This is a genomic window from Mesorhizobium sp. P2_E6 (genome assembly GCF_056403835.1).
Window position 1 is genome coordinate 303,944 of the sequence record NZ_JBFUEQ010000005.1, and the last position, 15,573, is coordinate 319,516.

Below are 15,573 nucleotides of genomic sequence, written 5' to 3' on the forward strand. Positions count from 1 at the left end.
GCAATGAACCAGGCAGGGCAGGAAGGAACATCACAATGGGCAATGTCGATTTGACAGCGGATGGCCCTACCTACGTGGGGGCCCGCAATCGCCATCTTCCAGCCGGCGCCGCCCTCGGCTGGCTGCGCGCCGGTTGGCGTGACCTCATGGCAGAGCCGGGTTCCAGCCTCGCCTACGGCCTCGCTGTGTTCATCGTTTCAGTCGCGATCGTCGGAGGCCTTTTCTTCCTCGGTCTCGACTACATCCTGTTTCCCGCCATCGCTGCCTTCATGGTCGTCGGTCCGCTCGTCGCCATAGGTCTCTACGAAAAGAGCCGGCTGATCGAGGCCGGCGAGCCGGTTTCGCTGCAGCGCATGATCTTCGTCAGGCCGGCCTCCGGCGCCCAGGTCCTGTTCACCGGCGTCATCATGCTGGGGCTGGCCTTGCTGTGGATGCGAGCCGCAGTCATTATCTATGCGCTGTTCTTCGGTTTGCGGCCGTTTCCAGGCCTCGACCATGTTGCTTCGATGCTATTCACCACGGGCATCGGATGGGCCATGCTCGCCACGGGCACCGTCGTCGGCGGGGTTTTCGCGGCGTTTTCCTTTGCGATCAGCGTTTTCTCGGTGCCGATGCTCCTCGACGAGCGGACGGACGCTTTTACGGCAATGGGCATGAGCATTTCCCGCGTCTGGAACAATCGGCCTGTCATGATCGCTTGGGGAGCGATTGTGCTTGCGCTGACCGCGGTCGGCCTGCTGACAGCAATGATCGGCCTGATCGTCGTCTTTCCACTGCTCGGGCACGCTACCTGGCACGCCTACAAGGCAATCAAATGACGTCGGCTATGCTCAGGCCGCAAAAGGCTGCTGACCCATGACCTGTTGCGCGCCCGGTGCGGAGGCCGCGTTGTCGATCGCCGGGATTGATGCCGGGTCGAACCCGGCGGAGGAAATCCGGCTGGCCAGTCGTGATCTCGGTAACGGCGCCCGCCAATCCGCTCTTTCGGTTCCCGGTATTCATTGCGCGGCCTGCATCGCAACGGTCGAAAGTACCCTGTTGACATTGCCCGGTGTGGAATTTGCCCGCGTGAACCTCTCCATGAAGCGCGTCACGGTGAATTGGCGTGCGGCGGAAATCAGCTCGCCCGATCTGATCGGGGCTCTGCGCGCCGCCGGCTACGATGCACATGTATTCTCGATCGAATCCGATCCGCGCGATCCTGAGTATTCGCGGCTCATCCGGGCGCTCGCAGTTGCCGGGTTCTCGGCAATGAACATCATGATTCTGTCCGTGTCTGTGTGGTCGGGCGCCGATGCGGGCACACGTCAAGCCTTCCACTTGATATCGGCGGTGCTTGCGCTGCCTGCCTTGATCTACTCGGGGCGGATTTTCCATGCCTCTGCGTGGTCTGCGCTTCGCCAGCGACGGACCAATATGGACGTGCCGATTTCGGTCGGTGTGACGCTTGCCTTCGCACTTAGCCTCTACGACACGGTCCACAACGCCACTCATGCATATTTCGATGCTGCGACTTCGCTTCTGTTCTTCCTGCTGATCGGCCGTACACTCGACCATTTGATGCGTGAAAAGGCCCGCTCGGCGGTGGCTGGCCTGGCCAGGCTGGCGCCTGCAGGCGCAACGATCATCGAAGCCGATGGCCAGCGGCGCTACGTCCCGGTTGGCGAGATCGAGCCCGGAGCGTCCCTACTCGTTGCCGCTGGTGATCGAATCCCGCTCGACGGGGTGGTGACGGAAGGCGCTTCCGAACTCGATTGCTCGCTGGTTTCGGGCGAGGCCGCACCCAAGCACGCCGGACCAGGGACCATGATCCAGGCAGGGTTGACGAACCTTACGGGTCCGTTGACGGTCAGGACCATTGCGCGTACGGACAGCTCATTCATTGCCGAAATGGTCCGGATGATGGAGGCAGCCGAGGGCGGACGGGCGCGTTACCGCCGGCTGGCCGACCGGGCCGCCGCCCTCTATTCTCCGGTGGTGCACGTGATGGCCCTGCTGTCGTTCCTCGGCTGGATATCGGCTACCGGCGATTGGCACGCATCGGTCACGATCGCGATAGCCGTCCTGATCATCACCTGCCCCTGCGCGCTGGGCCTTGCCGTGCCGATCGTACAGGTCGTGGCCGCGCGCCGCCTCTTCGAGAAAGGTATCATGGTCAAGGACGGCTCGGCGCTGGAGCGGCTTGCGGAAGTCGACACCGTGCTTTTCGACAAGACGGGAACCCTGACACTTGGAAAGCCGCGCCTCGTCAACGCCAGCGACATCGAGCCGTATGCCCTGGGAATCGCGGCGGCGATCGTCGCCCGTTCCAGGCATCCAATGTCTGCGGCGATCTCGGACGCTGTACAAAACGGTCAGGCATTTCCGGAGTTCGACCGGATTTCAGAACATCCGGGCTGTGGAGTGGAAGCGCGAGCGGGAAACAATATCTATCGCATCGGCCGACCGGACTGGGCGCTTGGCCGCAAAGCCGCAATTTCCGATGAGCGCGCTTTCTCCGTTTCGCTCCTCGTGAAAGACGGCGCGCCGTTGGCCAGCTTCGTATTCGAGGACGGCAATCGTCCTGATGTTCGAGAGACGGTGAGCCGGTTGCAGCGGCAAGGCCTTGCTGTCGGAATCCTCTCTGGGGACCGACGACTTGTCGTCGAAGAACTTGCGTCATCTCTCCGGATCGACAGCTTCATGCCGGAACTGCTTCCATCCGGAAAAGTTGCGCGCATCGCCGAACTGCGCAAGGCCGGAAGCACGATTCTGATGGTCGGCGACGGCCTGAACGATGCTCCAGCGCTTGCGGCCGCGCACGTGTCTATGGCGCCCGCGACGGCAGCCGATGTCGGCCGCAACGCCGCGGACTTCGTCTTCTTGCACCCGAGTCTTTCGGCTGTGACGGACGCTCTCGAAATCTCGCGCAATGCAGGAATCCTGATTCGCCAGAATTTCACCCTGGCGATCGGCTACAACATCATCGCGGTACCGGTCGCCATCCTCGGCCACGTGACTCCACTTGTGGCAGCGGTCGCGATGTCGCTGTCTTCGATTGTCGTTGTGTCCAACGCTCTTCGTCTCAGCAATCGCCCATCTCGAAAACCGCCCCGCTGGCAAGCCGCATCGACTCACGCCAACATTCAAGCGATGGCTACAGGATCATGAGCTACCTGTCCGTTCTCGTGCCGATCGCAATTCTGATGGGCCTTGCAGGGCTCGCCGCCTTCATGTGGGCGCTGCGTTCAGGACAGTATGACGATCTCGACGGGGCGGCCGAGCGAATCCTTATGGATGACGACCAGGAATGAAACAGCGAGGAAGCAAACCTTCTTGCGGACGGTCGATCTACGATTCAAATTCAAAGGGCCAGTTTAGGAGAAGTTTCGACTGAGGTGACCGGCAGCCTGCGGGGGTTGTCGAAAGGTCTGCTTCGCATCTTCCTTGGAAAATTGTGGGCACGGAAATGGACCCGGGGAGACGGGAAGCAAATACACCTGCAGAAGGCCTCGAGATCTGGACTCAGTTACGGCCGAACCAAAGAGCAAAGGGTGTAAGCCTCGGACAACACGAGGCTTTTCCGAGTAGTATTGTGGCCAAAGGTTCGCCAAAATCCGCTGGTGGAGCTGAGGAGGATCGAACTCCTGACCTCGTCATTGCGAACGACGCGCTCTCCCAGCTGAGCTACAGCCCCGTCCAGCGGATGGCGCATTTATCGGGCGCCGCGCTTTCCTGTCAAGGCGGCGTTTTGCCGAAATCCGCGGCTGCCGGTCGTCAGGCCAGCACGCGGAGGACGGCGGCCCTTGCCGGTTTCGCCTGCAATGGCTACATGTCGGCAACAATTGGAGACCGGCATGCTCGCCCTCATTCAAACAATCGTCATGGCGCTTGACCTCTATTGGTGGGTCATCATCGCTTCGGCGATCTTTTCTTGGCTCTACGCCTTCAACGTCGTCAACTCGCGCAACCAGTTCGTCGGCAGCATCGGCAACATGCTCTTCCGGCTGACGGAGCCGGCGTTGCGACCGATCCGCCGCTTCATACCGGACCTCGGCGGCATCGACATTTCGCCGATCATCCTCCTGCTGATCCTGTTCTTCCTCCGGCAGTTCCTGCTCACCACAGTGGCGCCTCTGGTCTTGTGAACCCATGACTGCATGAGCACGCCGTTCCGCCTGCGCGATGACGGTATCGACCTGTTCGTCCGGCTGACACCAAAAGCGGCGCTGGACAGGCTTGAAGGCATCGAGACCTTGGCGGATGGGCGAAGCCACCTGAAGGCCCGCGTCCGCGCAGTGCCGGAAAACGGCGCCGCCAATCAGGCGCTTGAGCGTTTGCTGGCCAAGGCGCTGGGCGTGTCGGCGTCCGCCGTCTCGATTGTCGCCGGCGGCACCGCCCGGCTGAAGACCGTGCGCATTGCAGGCGACCCGGCGACGCTGGCGAAAGGCATCGAGGCGCTCGGCCAGCAGTCCTGATGCCCTGGCGGTTCAATCCCCCAGCGGCAAACGCGGATCGTCGACTTTCAACGTGTTCACGCTCTGCTTGATGCGGCGCAGGTTTTCCAAAACCTTTGGTCCGCGCGTCTCGGCGACGGATGTGACGATCATGTCGACGATCGACAGCAGTGCATAGCGCGACGATGTCGGCTTGTAGATGTTGCCGTCCTCGAGCGACTGGAAATGGATGACCGTGTCGGCGACTTTGGCGAGTGCCGAGTCAGGCGGCGTGATGGCGATGGTGGTGGCGCCATACTGCTGGGCGACCTGCACCGCATCGATGACCGATCGGGCATAGCCGGAAACCGAAAAGGCGATCAGCGTGGTATCGGGGGTGGCAACGGCGGCGTACATGCGCTGCAGTTGCCCGTCGATCTGCGCAAGCACCGAAACGCCCAATCTGAACAGCCGGTTCTGCATCTCGGTCGCCATCATCGAGGAAATGCCGCCCGACCCGATACATAGAACGTTGCCGGAGACGGCGATGCGCGCGGCGACGGCGACCAGCGTCGTCATGTCGAGGTTTTCGCTGGCGCGCTGGATGGCTGATATCGCTGCCTCGGTGATGGCGGAAGCGATGCGCTGTTCGCGGGCATCCCGGCTCAACGGCTCCGGCGACAGATACTGGCCGCCGATGGCGATGGCTTGCGCCAGATAGAATTTGAAGTCGCGCAGGCCCTCGCAACCGAGGTTGCGGCAGAACCGGGTCACCGTTGGCTCGCTGACGCCAACGCGGGCGGCAATTTCCGAGATGGCCGCCTTGGAGACCAGATCGAGGTCGGCAAGCACGAAGGCGGCCAGCTTGCGATCCGACTTCGTGCCGTCCTGCAACATCAGTTGCAGGCGTGTGATGATGTCGGCCGGCGTCTTCATATTCGTGTTTTCATACGGGCAGACCCGTCGCCTTGTCGAACAGGTGGATGTTGCCGGGATCGACGCTCACCGGCAGCACGTCGCCCGGCCTGACCGGCACCCTGTCGCGGAACACGGCGCGCACCGTGTCGGTGCCGATGGCGCCATAGACATGGGTTTCGGAGCCGGTCGGCTCGACGACATCCACCTTGATCGCCATCGCGTCGGCGGCCTCGCCGATAACAAAATGTTCGGGCCGGATGCCGGCCTCCACCGCACTACCCGCCGACACCTGCTTGCCGGTAAGCGCGAGCCGCCCGCCACCTGTCGACTCGAACCAGGTGTTCTCAGGCGTTGTCTTGAGAGAACCGGAAACAAAACTCATCGAAGGCGAGCCGAGGAAGCTGGCGACGAATTTGTTGGCCGGTCGGTCATAGAGCTCCAGCGGCGCGCCGACCTGTTGGATCCTGCCGCGGTCCATCACGACGATGCGGTCGGCCATGGTCATGGCCTCGATCTGGTCGTGAGTGACATAGACGATCGTCGATTTCAGCCGCTGGTGCAGCGCCTTGATCTCGACGCGCATCTGCACGCGCAATTGCGCGTCGAGGTTGGACAAGGGCTCGTCGAACAGGAACACCGATGGTTCGCGCACGATGGCGCGGCCCATGGCGACGCGCTGGCGCTGGCCGCCGGATAGCTGGCGGGGATAGCGGTCGAGATAGGAGAACAGATTGAGGACGCCGGACGCCTTCTTGACCTTTGCATCGACCGTGGCGCGCGCTTCGCCGCGAATCTTCGGGCCAAAGCCGATATTGTCCGACGCCTTCAGATGCGGAAACAGCGCATAGGACTGGAACACCATGGCGATGTTGCGCTGCTGCGGCGGCAGCGCGTTGGCGCGTACGCCGCCGATCAACAGGTCGCCGGAGCTGATCGTCTCCAGCCCGGCCAGCATGCGCAGCAGGGTCGACTTGCCGCAGCCGGATGGCCCGACCAGCACGACGAACTCGCCGCTCTTGATGTCGAGGCTGACGTTTTCAAGGATCTTGTGCTGGCCGAAGGATTTCGACAGGTCGCGGAACTCGACGTCGGTCATGATCACGCTCCCAATATGTCGTCGATGAATGGCAGGCAACCGGCCGTCAGGCCAGCGTCCACCGGCATCACCACCCCAGTTACGCCCGATGCGCGATCGGAGGCAAGGAAGGCGACGGCTTCGGCCACTTCCGAAGCGTTGACGATGCGGCCGAGCGGATAGAGGCGCTGCAGCTTGCCGAGGATTTCAGGATCCTTGGCAAGGCGATGGTCCCAGGCGGCAGTGCGGATCGATCCGGGGCAAACCACATTGGCGCGCAGGCCGCTGCGGCCGAGCTCGACGGCTATCGCCTTGGCATAGGCGTTGATCCCGGCCTTGGCCGCCGCATAGGCGGGATTGCCGAAATGCGCGATTGCATTGACCGATGAGATGAAGACGACGCTACCCGAGCCGCGGCTGGCCATCGCCCTGACCAGCGGATCGGCGAAAGTCATTACGCCGGTCAGGTTGAGGTCGAGTTCCTGCTCGATCTTGTCGGAGTTGAGGGCGGCAAGCGTCTCGGCGCGTGTCCAGCCGGCATTGTTGATGAGAATGTCCGGCACGCCATCCCGGTCGAGGATCGCGGCGATCGCCGCGTCTATCGCAGCCCGGTCGAGAAGGTCGAAGACATGGCGGGAGGCAAGGTGCGGGCTGTTCAACGCTTCGCTGGACTGGTCGCAACCGATGACCCTGGCGCCCCGTTGCGCCATCAGCGCCACGATGGCGGTGCCGAGGCCGCCGCCAGCACCGGTCACCACGACAGTCTTGCCTTCGAACTCGGCCCTGCTTTCGAACTTGGCCCTGCCATCGAATTCGGCTTGCGAAACCACCGTGCATCATCCTTAGGGAGCGCTGACAATCGTATCAGGCCTAGTCCACGAAATGTAATTAAGCAACAGAATAATCTGCTTGCAAGCCTTCAAATCATCGATAATGTAGGAAAGTAACATAAATCTTCTGCGCCGGTCGCGAAGAGGCGCGCAGGCGCAAAATCAAAACGGGAGACATCAAATGAGCCTTGCAAAATGGACTGTCGGCCTGATGGCCGGAATGAGCATGCTGGCATTTGCGGCGCAGGCAAATGCGGGCGAGGTGCGCGTCACTGTCGCCGAGTACAGCGCCAAGACTGGACCTTATTTCGACAGCGTCAAGAAGGAATTCGAGGCGGCAAACCCCGGCACTACCGTCAAGTTCGAAGTGGTACCGTGGGATGTGCTGCTGCAGAAGCTGACCACCGACATCACCGCCGGCACCAATGCCGATCTGTCGATCATCGGCACGCGCTGGCTGATCGACTTTGTCCAGCAGGATGTCGCCGAGCCGCTCGACAGCTATATCAAGCCCGACTTCAAGGGCCGCTTCATCGACACCTTCCTGTCACCCTCGATCATGGACGGCAAGACCTACGGCCTGCCGATCGCGGCCTCGGCGCGCGCGCTGTACTACAACAAGGAGCTGTTCGAGAAAGCCGGCATCGCCAATCCGCCGGCAACCTGGACCGAGCTGCAGGAGGACGCACGCAAGATCAAGGCGCTCGGCTCCGGCACCTTCGGTTTCGGCCTGCAGGGCAAGGAGATCGAGACCGACGTCTATTACTACTATGCAATGTGGTCCCAAGGCACCGAAATCCTCAACAAGGATGGCACTTCCGGCCTTGGCACGCCGGGCGCGCTTGAGGCCGCCAAGCTCTATAAGTCGATGATCGACGAGGGCCTGACCGAGCCGGGCGTCACCTCCAACAACCGCGAGGATGTGCAAAACCTGTTCAAGCAGGGCAAGGTCGGCATGATGATCACGGCACCCTTCCTGTCCAACCAGATCAAGGACGAGGCGCCAAAGCTGAAATACGGCGTGGCGGCCATTCCGGCCGGACCGACCGGTGCGCGCGGCACCTATGGCGTGACCGATTCCATCATCATGTTCAAGAACTCCAAGAACAAGGACGAGGCCTGGAAGCTGCTCGATTTCCTGTTCACCACCGAGCAGCGCGCCAAGTTCACGCAAGGCGAAGGCTTCCTGCCGGTGAACAAGGAAGAGGCCAAAATGGACTATTATGTGAACAATGCCGATCTGGCGGCGTTCACCGCCCTGCTGCCCGACGCCCGCTTCGCACCGATCATCCCAGGTTGGGAAGAAGTCGCCCAGATCACGTCGGACGCCATGCAGAAAATCTATCTCGGCAGCGCCGAACCCGAGGCAGCGCTGAAGGACGCCGCTGCCAAGGCCAATGCAGTGCTGAAGAAATAGTGCTGAGGAAATAGGGCGTCTCTCCCGCGCCCGTGGCGCGCCCAGACGATCGGGCGCGCCACACTTTTCCGAGGCGAATTTCGAATTCGCCACGGAGCGGGTCATCGTTCAACAGAAAACGCCTGACAGCTCTATCTCTCCGTTTTCAACGCAATCCAGGACGGAAAACCGCTCCACATTTTTCCTGGAATTGCTCTAGGTCAGCCGATGCAAAATCGCTTCTTGCCCTATCTCCTGACCTTGCCCAGCCTGTTCCTGGCGGCTGTCGTCATCTTCTGGCCGGTGTGGGACCTGGTCCAGATCTCGACGCATGAGGTCAGTCGCTTCGGTCAGCTTCGCGAATTCAACGACTTCGCCAATTTCGCGGCGCTCGCTGCCGATCCCGATTTCATGGCCGCGCTCTGGCGCACCGGACAGTGGACGGTGCTGGTCGTCGGTGGCGCGCTGTTGCTGTCGATCCCGGTGGCGATGATCCTCAACACCGATTTCTATGGCCGCGGCGTCGCCCGCGTCATCATCATGCTGCCCTGGGCGGTGTCGCTGACCATGACCGCCGTGGTCTGGCGCTGGGCGCTGAGCGGCGAAAGCGGCATGCTGAACTCGGCGCTGATTGGCCTCGGCCTCATCGAGCACAACATCCAGTGGCTGGCGAGCGCCGAGACCGCCTTTCCGATGCAGGTGTTGATCGGCATCCTGGTGACGGTGCCGTTCACGACGACGATCTTCCTCGGCGGTCTGTCGTCGATCCCGGACGACCTTTACGAGGCGGCAGCACTCGAAGGCGCGACACCGCTGCAGCAGTTCCGCGAGATCACCTTTCCGCTTCTGAAGCCGTTCATCAACATCGCCATTGTGCTCAACACCATCTACGTCTTCAATTCATTCCCGATCATCTGGGTGATGACGCAGGGCGGGCCGGCCAATTCGACCGACATCCTGGTCACCCATCTCTACAAGCTGGCCTTCCGCATCGGCAAACTGGGTGAGGCTTCCGCGGTCTCGCTGGTGATGTTCGCCATATTGTTGGTCTTCACCATGATCTATGTGCGGCTGGCGATGCGGGAGCAACGCGGATGACGAGCAAGCTGAAGCGTTCGATCATTGCCTGGCTGCTGCTGGCGCCGCTGATCGTGGTGACGATCTTTCCCTTTGCGGTGATGTTCCTGACTGCCGTCAAGCCGAGGCAGGAAGTGCTGTCGCCGACCTGGTGGCCGAGCGAATTCCGCTGGTCGAATTTCTCCGACATGTGGGTGGCGACCGGCTTCGGCCAGGCGCTGCTCAATTCGCTCTACGTGTCTGTTATCGCCACCGTCGGCGCCATCCTGATTTCGGTTCCGGCGGCCTATGCGATGTCGCGCTTCCGCTTTGCCGGCTACGGCGCCTTGCGCCAGTTCCTGCTGATCTCGCAGATGATCTCGCCGATCGTGCTGGTGCTCGGCCTGTTCCGGCTGATGGCGGCCTGGGGCCTGGTCGAAAGCACCACGGCGCTGGGCTTCATCTACATGGCCTTCAACGTCGCCTTCACGGTGTGGATGCTGCAGAGCTATTTCGACACCATCCCGCGCGATCTCGAGGAAGCGGCCTGGATGGAAGGTGCCGGCCGCTGGCTGACCCTGCGCAAGGTGTTCCTGCCGCTCTGCCTGCCGGCGATCGCGGTGACCGCCATCTTTACCTTCATCAATGCCTGGAACGAATTCGTCGTGGCGCTCACCATGCTGCGCAGCCAGGAAAGCTACACGCTGCCGATCCAGGTGTTTTCGCTGGTCGCCGGCCGCTACACCATCGAATGGCACCATGTCATGGCGGCCACGCTGCTGGCGACCTTGCCGGTGGCGATCCTGTTCATCTGGCTGCAGCGCTACCTCGTCAGGGGGCTGGCGCTCGGGGCGGTCAAATAGCCGCTAGAGCGGTTCATCGTTCGCGGAAACGCGGAGCCGCTTTATCTCTTTGTCTTGACACAATTCCGGATGGAAAAGTGTTCACACTTTTCCTGGAATTGCTCCAGCATCCACGGAGTTCTCATGCGCATCTTCACCGCCTCGCTGGCGACGGAAACCAACACCTTCTCGCCGGTGCCAACCGACAGGGCCTCGTTCGAGATGGCGTTCTATGCCGGACCCGGCAAGCATCCGGAGACGCCGACGCTGTGTTCCTCGCCGATGGTCTCCCTGCGCCGGCGCGCGGCGGCCGAAGGCCTGACCATCATCGAGGGCACCGCCACCTGGGCGGAGCCCGGCGGCCTGGTGCAGCGGCAGACCTATGAGGCGCTGCGCGACGAGATCCTCGGCCAGCTCGAGGCGGCACTGCCGGTCGATGCCGTCATTCTTGGCCTGCATGGCGCCATGGTGGCTCAAGGCTATGACGATTGCGAAGGCGATCTGCTTGAACGAATCCGCGAGGTGGTGGGTCCGAAGGTGGTGATCGCCTCTGAGTTCGATCCGCACAGCCATCTGACACCCAAGCGTGTCGCCGCGTCAGACATCATGGCCTACTTCCTCGAGTTCCCGCACACCGATTTCTACGAGCGTGGCGAACATGTCGTCGAGCTTGGCCTCGCCGCGGCGCGTGGTGAGATCAGGCCTGTCATCTCGACCTTCGACTGCCGCATGATCCAGGTGCTGCCGACCAGCCGCGAGCCGATGCGCTCCTTCGTCGACCGCATCAAGGCGCTGCATGGCAGAGATCGCGTGCTGTCGATTTCGATCGTCCACGGCTTCATGGCGGCCGACGTGGCCGAAATGGGCACGCGCATCCTGGTCGTTACCGACAACGACAAGGCCAAGGGCGATGCGCTGGCGGAACGGCTGGGGCGGGAGCTCTACGCGCTGCGCGAACAGACGGCGATGACCATGTTGAGCGCCGCTGACGGCATCGATCGGGCTCTGGCTGTGTGCGCCGAAAACCCGGGCAAGCCGGTGGTCATCGCCGACATCTGGGACAATCCGGGCGGCGGTGTGCCCGGCGACGGCACCATCGTGCTGCGCCAGATGCTGGGGCGCGGCCTGAGCAATGTCGGCGTGGCGACGATCTGGGATCCGATCGCGGTGACCTTCTGCCTGGCGGCAGGCGAGGGAGCCGTCATCGACCTGCGTTTCGGCGGCAAAGCCGGGCCGCAGGCCGGCGAGCCGATCGACGCGCGGGTGCGGGTGCTGAAGGCCGTTCCGGAGGGCTGGCAGAGTTTCGGGCCGAGCCGGGTGACGCTCGGGCCGACGGCGCTGGTGCGCATCGAAGGCACCGAGGTCGACATCATCCTCAACACCAATCGCACGCAGACCTTCGAGCCGGATATTTTTTCCAACATCGGTGTCGATCCGATGGCCAAGGACATCCTGCTGATCAAGTCGACCAATCATTTCTATGCCGGCTTCGAGCCGATCGCCGTCGAGATCATCTATGTCTCTGCGCCGAGTTCGTATCCGAGCAATCCGGCGGTGACCAACTACACCAAGCTGATGCGGCCGGTTTGGCCGAGGGTCCCGGATCCGTGGGCGAAATAAAGCTGGGATCAGGGATTGCCAGCTTTGCGACCTTTCGCGGCCTGTCCTTCTCCCCCAGGGGAGAAGGAAGAAACAGGCGCTACACCAGCCCGCGCTTGACCATCATCGCATGGGGCGACGGCATCTTGCCGCGAAACGCCGTGTAGAGCTCTTCGGGGTCCTTCGAACCGCCGGCGGCGTAGATGTTCTTCCTCAGCTTCTCGGCGAGACCCGGGTTGAAGGGGTCGCCGGTCTCCTCGAAGGCGGCGAAGGCATCGGCGTCGAGCACTTCCGACCACATGTAGGAGTAATAGCCGGCCGAATAGCCGTCGCCGGAAAACACATGGCCGAAATGTGGAGTGCGATGACGCATCGCGATGGTGTCCGGCATGTCGAGCTTTTCAAGCGTTTCGGCTTCGAAACGAAGCGGCAATTCTGGCGCATCCGGCCGCGCGTGATAGGCCATGTCGATCAGCGCCGAAGAGGTGAATTCGACCGTGGCGAAGCCGGCGCCAAAGGTGCGCGCCCCCAGCATCTTGTCGAGCAGCGCCTTCGGCATCGGCTTGCCTGTCTTCACATGCAGCGCGTGCTTTTCCAGAACCGCCGGCACCGTCAGCCAGTGTTCGTAGAGCTGCGAGGGCAATTCGACGAAATCGCGGCTGACCGAGGTGCCGGAAACCGACGGCCAGGTGACATCGGTCAGCATGCCGTGAAGTGCGTGGCCAAATTCATGGAACAACGTTCTCGCCTCGTCGACCGACAGCAAGGCCGGCTCGCCGGCCGGCGGCTTGGCGAAGTTCATGATGTTGTAGATCACCGGTTTCGACCCGTGGCCAAGCTTGTACCCGGACTTGAGCGCGCTCATCCAGGCGCCGGAGCGCTTTGATGGCCGCGCGAAATAGTCGGCGAGGAACAGGCCGCGTTCGCTGCCATCGGCGTTTTTCACCACGAAGACGCGCGCATCCGGATGCCATACGGCAATGCCTTGCTTTTCCTCGAAGGTGATGCCGAACAGCCTTGTCGCCACGTCGAAGCAGGCGTCGATGACGCGGTCTAGCTGCAGATAGGGTTTTAGTTCGGCCTCATCGAAGGCGAACTTTTCGGCGCGCAGCTTCTCCTGGTAGAACCGCCAGTCCCAGGCGGCGAATGTCTCGTTGCTGCCGGCCCCCGTCGCCAGCCGCTGCAGTTCGCTCTGGTCGGCGGCGGCCCTTTCCACTGCCTTCTCCCAGACCGGATCGAGCAGCGCATGCACTGCCTTCGGCGTCTTGGCCATGGTGTCGTCGAGCTTCAGCGCGGCAAACGAGCCGTAGCCGAGCAGCTTTGCCTTTTCGGCGCGCAGCTTCAGCATGTCGCGCACGACGATTGTGTTGTCGGTGGCGCCGCCATTCTGGCCGCGCATGGTGAAGGCGCGGAAGGCGATCTCGCGCAGGTCGCGGCGTTCCGAGAAGGTCGTGAACGGCTCGTAGATCGAACGAGACAGGGTGACCGCATAGCGGCCCTTCTGGCCGCGCATCTCGGCGGCTTCGGCCATCGAGCTTTTCAGGAAGTCCGGCAGGCCGGCAAGGTCGACCGCGTCGAGGAACAGCGCCCAGTCGCGCTCGTCGGCAAGCACGTTCTGGCCGAAATTCGTGCCAAGCGAGGACAATTCCTCGTTGATCTTTGCCAGCCGCTTCTTGCCGTCGGCGCTGAGCTTCGCGCCGGAGCGTACAAACCCCTTCCAGGTCTTCTCCAGCACCCGCAGCGTCTCGGCATCGAGCTTCAGGCTTTTCCGGCGCTGGTAAAGGTCGTCGATGCGGGCAAACAGCCGCTCGTTCATCGAGATTGCCGAGAAATGTCTGGACATTTTTGGCGAGATGTCGCGCTCCAGTGCCTGGAACGTGTCATTGGTGTGTGCGCCGGCGCGGCACCAGAAGATCGACGAGACACGGTCGAGTGCCTCGCCACCGAGTTCCAGCGCCTGCAGCGTGTTGTCGATGGTCGGCGCGTCCTTGTTGCCGGCGATCGCCTCGATCTCCGCCTCATGCTCCTTCAGCGCCGCGTCGAAGGCCGGGGCAAAGTCGTCGTCGCCAATGCGGGTGAAATCAGGCAGGCCGAGCGGCCCTTGCCAAGCGGTCAGCGGATGGATGGCGAGGTCGACGGCTTTCGTGGAATGCATGGACAATCTTTCCTTGGTGAAGGCAGGCCGGGCGCCAGTGAAGGCGGTGGGCAGGGTGAGTTGGTACCGATGTAGGGCGCAGGTTTACCGCGCGCAACAGTGCCACCGGTCAGGTTTTCGTCAGTAACCGTCGCAATTCTCGGCGATCGCCGCTTGCGAGCTCGCGGTGATGCGATTGTCGGTCACCGCGAAGGTTTCCTGCATCAGCATGTCGTTGTTGGGAAAATCATAGCAGGCGATCACGGTGGTGACGCCGCCTTCGCTTTTTTCGATCCGGTGCCGGATCTCCGCACCCGCGACGGCGCCTTGCCATTCATCGATCGAGGCGATGAATTCCTGCTTGCTCTGCACGATGCCGAGGTCGTCCAGCTTGATGCGGACGTCGTCGGCGAGCAGGTCGGACAGTTCAGTGCGGTCGGCGACCAGGAGGGCCGAATACCATCGGCTGATGATGGCGCCATCGTCGGCATGGACTGGAATGATCGAAAACAGCAACGCTGCCGCGACGAAAGTGATCGAACGGCGATCTCCCATCATGTGCTGCCTCCGTCTTCCTATCGGCTATCAGCTACCCGAAGAGCCGGTTGTCACCTTTCGCTGGCGCGTTCCTTCGGTTCTGGATCATGTGTCTATGCCAACTCCGGTCGTTCGAAATCGCCGGTCTCCTTGTTCATCACCCAGAGTTCGCCGGTCGAAATGTCGAACCAGGCGCCGTGCAGCGACAGCCGCCCCTTGCCTTCGAGGATCGAGACGCAAGGAAAGGTCCTGAGATTGGCGATGGAATAGCGGATCGAAATACGCTCCAGCGCGGTCTGGCGCTCCGACGCCGTCATGAAGGTGCTGGAGGACACGGTCTCGGCCGCTGGGGCGATGAGGCTCATCCATTTGCCGATGAAGTCGCCGGGAGACAGCGGTGCGGACGTGGTGTCGAGCGCGGCGCGGATGCCGCCGCAGCGACCATGGCCCATGACGACGATGTTCTTGACCTTGAGGCTCTGCACGGCGAATTCAAGTGCGGCAGAGGTCGAATGGAACTCTCCGTCCGGCGCGTAGGGCGGCACCAGATTGCCGACATTGCGCAGCACGAAGAGTTCACCCGGGCCGGCGTCGAAGATCGCTTCGGGGGCCGCGCGGGAGTCGCAGCAGGCGACGATCATCGTTTCCGGTGCCTGGCCTTCGCGGGCAAGCTCGCGATAGCGTCCGCTCTCGGTGAGATAGCGGCCGCTCATGAAACTGCGGTAGCCGGCGAGAAGGTGGTCGGGGAGATGGGGCATGGGTGGCGTCTGG

The 15,573-nt window shown here is 62.3% G+C and carries 15 protein-coding genes and 1 tRNA gene; 9 read left to right on the forward strand and 7 right to left on the reverse strand.

The window, feature by feature from the left end; translation table 11 throughout:
- The first annotated feature begins 35 nt into the window (after positions 1–35).
- Genes AC1D08_RS14950 through ccoS form a run of 3 tightly spaced genes read left to right on the forward strand, consistent with a single transcriptional unit; the run spans position 36 to position 3,293 of the window.
- On the forward strand, positions 36–818 hold the full coding sequence (locus AC1D08_RS14950; RefSeq protein ID WP_095084123.1) for a DUF2189 domain-containing protein: 783 nt from the start codon (positions 36–38) through the stop codon (positions 816–818).
- 37 nt (positions 819–855) lie between these two features.
- Complete coding sequence (locus AC1D08_RS14955) at positions 856–3,150, forward strand: cation-translocating P-type ATPase (RefSeq protein WP_477423447.1); 2,295 nt, start codon at positions 856–858, stop codon at positions 3,148–3,150.
- Positions 3,147–3,293 (forward strand): cbb3-type cytochrome oxidase assembly protein CcoS, encoded by a 147-nt coding sequence (gene ccoS, locus AC1D08_RS14960; RefSeq protein ID WP_095084125.1) that lies wholly within the window; start codon positions 3,147–3,149, stop codon positions 3,291–3,293. Before AC1D08_RS14955 ends, ccoS begins: the two co-directional genes overlap by 4 nt.
- 307 nt (positions 3,294–3,600) lie before the next feature.
- Here the strand turns inward: ccoS and AC1D08_RS14965 are convergent.
- Positions 3,601–3,676: transfer RNA gene (locus AC1D08_RS14965), tRNA-Ala, on the reverse strand.
- Between the two features lie 160 nt (positions 3,677–3,836).
- Here AC1D08_RS14965 and AC1D08_RS14970 point away from each other — a divergent pair.
- A complete protein-coding gene (locus AC1D08_RS14970; protein WP_095084411.1) occupies positions 3,837–4,127 on the forward strand; it encodes a YggT family protein in 291 nt (96 codons plus the stop codon).
- A gap of 12 nt (positions 4,128–4,139) precedes the next feature.
- Positions 4,140–4,457: a DUF167 domain-containing protein gene (locus tag AC1D08_RS14975; protein ID WP_457150631.1), complete on the forward strand. Its 318-nt coding sequence runs from the start codon at positions 4,140–4,142 to the stop codon at positions 4,455–4,457.
- A gap of 12 nt (positions 4,458–4,469) precedes the next feature.
- Here the strand turns inward: AC1D08_RS14975 and AC1D08_RS14980 are convergent, their stop codons facing one another.
- From AC1D08_RS14980 to AC1D08_RS14990, 3 genes are read right to left on the reverse strand one after another with little or no spacing between them, the layout of a single operon-like run.
- Entirely contained in the window at positions 4,470–5,351 is an 882-nt protein-coding gene (locus AC1D08_RS14980; protein ID WP_457150630.1) for a MurR/RpiR family transcriptional regulator, read from the reverse strand.
- Between the two features lie 10 nt (positions 5,352–5,361).
- The gene (locus AC1D08_RS14985; protein ID WP_457150629.1) at positions 5,362–6,429 is read right to left on the reverse strand and encodes an ABC transporter ATP-binding protein; all 1,068 of its coding nucleotides are present in this window, start codon (positions 6,427–6,429) and stop codon (positions 5,362–5,364) included.
- Positions 6,430–6,431: 2 nt separating this feature from the next.
- Positions 6,432–7,238: an SDR family oxidoreductase gene (locus tag AC1D08_RS14990; RefSeq protein ID WP_457150628.1), complete on the reverse strand. Its 807-nt coding sequence runs from the start codon at positions 7,236–7,238 to the stop codon at positions 6,432–6,434.
- A gap of 181 nt (positions 7,239–7,419) precedes the next feature.
- On the opposite strand from AC1D08_RS14990, the gene AC1D08_RS14995 reads away from it, so the two are divergent.
- The 4 genes from AC1D08_RS14995 to AC1D08_RS15010 all read left to right on the forward strand — a co-directional run bounded on the left by AC1D08_RS14995 (position 7,420) and on the right by AC1D08_RS15010 (position 12,152).
- Positions 7,420–8,655, forward strand: a complete 1,236-nt coding sequence (locus AC1D08_RS14995) for an ABC transporter substrate-binding protein (protein WP_457150627.1) — start codon at positions 7,420–7,422, stop codon at positions 8,653–8,655.
- A 207-nt stretch (positions 8,656–8,862) separates the two neighbouring features.
- Complete coding sequence (locus AC1D08_RS15000) at positions 8,863–9,732, forward strand: carbohydrate ABC transporter permease (protein WP_457150626.1); 870 nt, start codon at positions 8,863–8,865, stop codon at positions 9,730–9,732.
- Positions 9,729–10,553 carry a carbohydrate ABC transporter permease gene (locus AC1D08_RS15005; protein ID WP_095084132.1) on the forward strand — a complete coding sequence of 275 codons (825 nt, stop codon included), beginning with the start codon at positions 9,729–9,731 and terminating at the stop codon, positions 10,551–10,553. The genes AC1D08_RS15000 and AC1D08_RS15005 overlap by 4 nt, the downstream gene beginning before the upstream one ends.
- A gap of 123 nt (positions 10,554–10,676) precedes the next feature.
- Positions 10,677–12,152, forward strand: a complete 1,476-nt coding sequence (locus AC1D08_RS15010; protein ID WP_457150625.1) for a M81 family metallopeptidase — start codon at positions 10,677–10,679, stop codon at positions 12,150–12,152.
- 79 nt (positions 12,153–12,231) lie between these two features.
- Here AC1D08_RS15010 and AC1D08_RS15015 read toward each other — a convergent pair whose 3' ends face one another.
- From AC1D08_RS15015 to AC1D08_RS15025, 3 genes are all read right to left on the reverse strand, one after another.
- Positions 12,232–14,286 carry a M3 family metallopeptidase gene (locus tag AC1D08_RS15015; protein ID WP_457150624.1) on the reverse strand — a complete coding sequence of 685 codons (2,055 nt, stop codon included), beginning with the start codon at positions 14,284–14,286 and terminating at the stop codon, positions 12,232–12,234.
- Positions 14,287–14,406: 120 nt separating this feature from the next.
- Entirely contained in the window at positions 14,407–14,820 is a 414-nt protein-coding gene (locus tag AC1D08_RS15020; protein ID WP_477227832.1) for a nuclear transport factor 2 family protein, read from the reverse strand.
- 95 nt (positions 14,821–14,915) lie between these two features.
- Positions 14,916–15,560, reverse strand: a complete 645-nt coding sequence (locus AC1D08_RS15025) for a carbonic anhydrase (RefSeq protein ID WP_457150622.1) — start codon at positions 15,558–15,560, stop codon at positions 14,916–14,918.
- Positions 15,561–15,573: the final 13 nt, after the last annotated feature.

What these genes read in the sequence shown, in the direction of transcription:
- AC1D08_RS14950 (WP_095084123.1), top strand. Translation starts at nt 36, where the DNA reads ATGGGCAATGTCGATTTGACAGCGGATGGCCCTACCTACGTGGGGGCC.
- AC1D08_RS14955 (WP_477423447.1), top strand. Translation starts at nt 856, where the DNA reads ATGACCTGTTGCGCGCCCGGTGCGGAGGCCGCGTTGTCGATCGCCGGG.
- ccoS (WP_095084125.1), top strand. Translation starts at nt 3,147, where the DNA reads ATGAGCTACCTGTCCGTTCTCGTGCCGATCGCAATTCTGATGGGCCTT.
- AC1D08_RS14970 (WP_095084411.1), top strand. Translation starts at nt 3,837, where the DNA reads ATGCTCGCCCTCATTCAAACAATCGTCATGGCGCTTGACCTCTATTGG.
- AC1D08_RS14975 (WP_457150631.1), top strand. Translation starts at nt 4,140, where the DNA reads ATGAGCACGCCGTTCCGCCTGCGCGATGACGGTATCGACCTGTTCGTC.
- AC1D08_RS14980 (WP_457150630.1), bottom strand. Translation starts at nt 5,351, where the DNA reads ATGAAGACGCCGGCCGACATCATCACACGCCTGCAACTGATGTTGCAG.
- AC1D08_RS14985 (WP_457150629.1), bottom strand. Translation starts at nt 6,429, where the DNA reads ATGACCGACGTCGAGTTCCGCGACCTGTCGAAATCCTTCGGCCAGCAC.
- AC1D08_RS14995 (WP_457150627.1), top strand. Translation starts at nt 7,420, where the DNA reads ATGAGCCTTGCAAAATGGACTGTCGGCCTGATGGCCGGAATGAGCATG.
- AC1D08_RS15000 (WP_457150626.1), top strand. Translation starts at nt 8,863, where the DNA reads ATGCAAAATCGCTTCTTGCCCTATCTCCTGACCTTGCCCAGCCTGTTC.
- AC1D08_RS15005 (WP_095084132.1), top strand. Translation starts at nt 9,729, where the DNA reads ATGACGAGCAAGCTGAAGCGTTCGATCATTGCCTGGCTGCTGCTGGCG.
- AC1D08_RS15010 (WP_457150625.1), top strand. Translation starts at nt 10,677, where the DNA reads ATGCGCATCTTCACCGCCTCGCTGGCGACGGAAACCAACACCTTCTCG.
- AC1D08_RS15015 (WP_457150624.1), bottom strand. Translation starts at nt 14,286, where the DNA reads ATGCATTCCACGAAAGCCGTCGACCTCGCCATCCATCCGCTGACCGCT.
- AC1D08_RS15020 (WP_477227832.1), bottom strand. Translation starts at nt 14,820, where the DNA reads ATGGGAGATCGCCGTTCGATCACTTTCGTCGCGGCAGCGTTGCTGTTT.
- AC1D08_RS15025 (WP_457150622.1), bottom strand. Translation starts at nt 15,560, where the DNA reads ATGCCCCATCTCCCCGACCACCTTCTCGCCGGCTACCGCAGTTTCATG.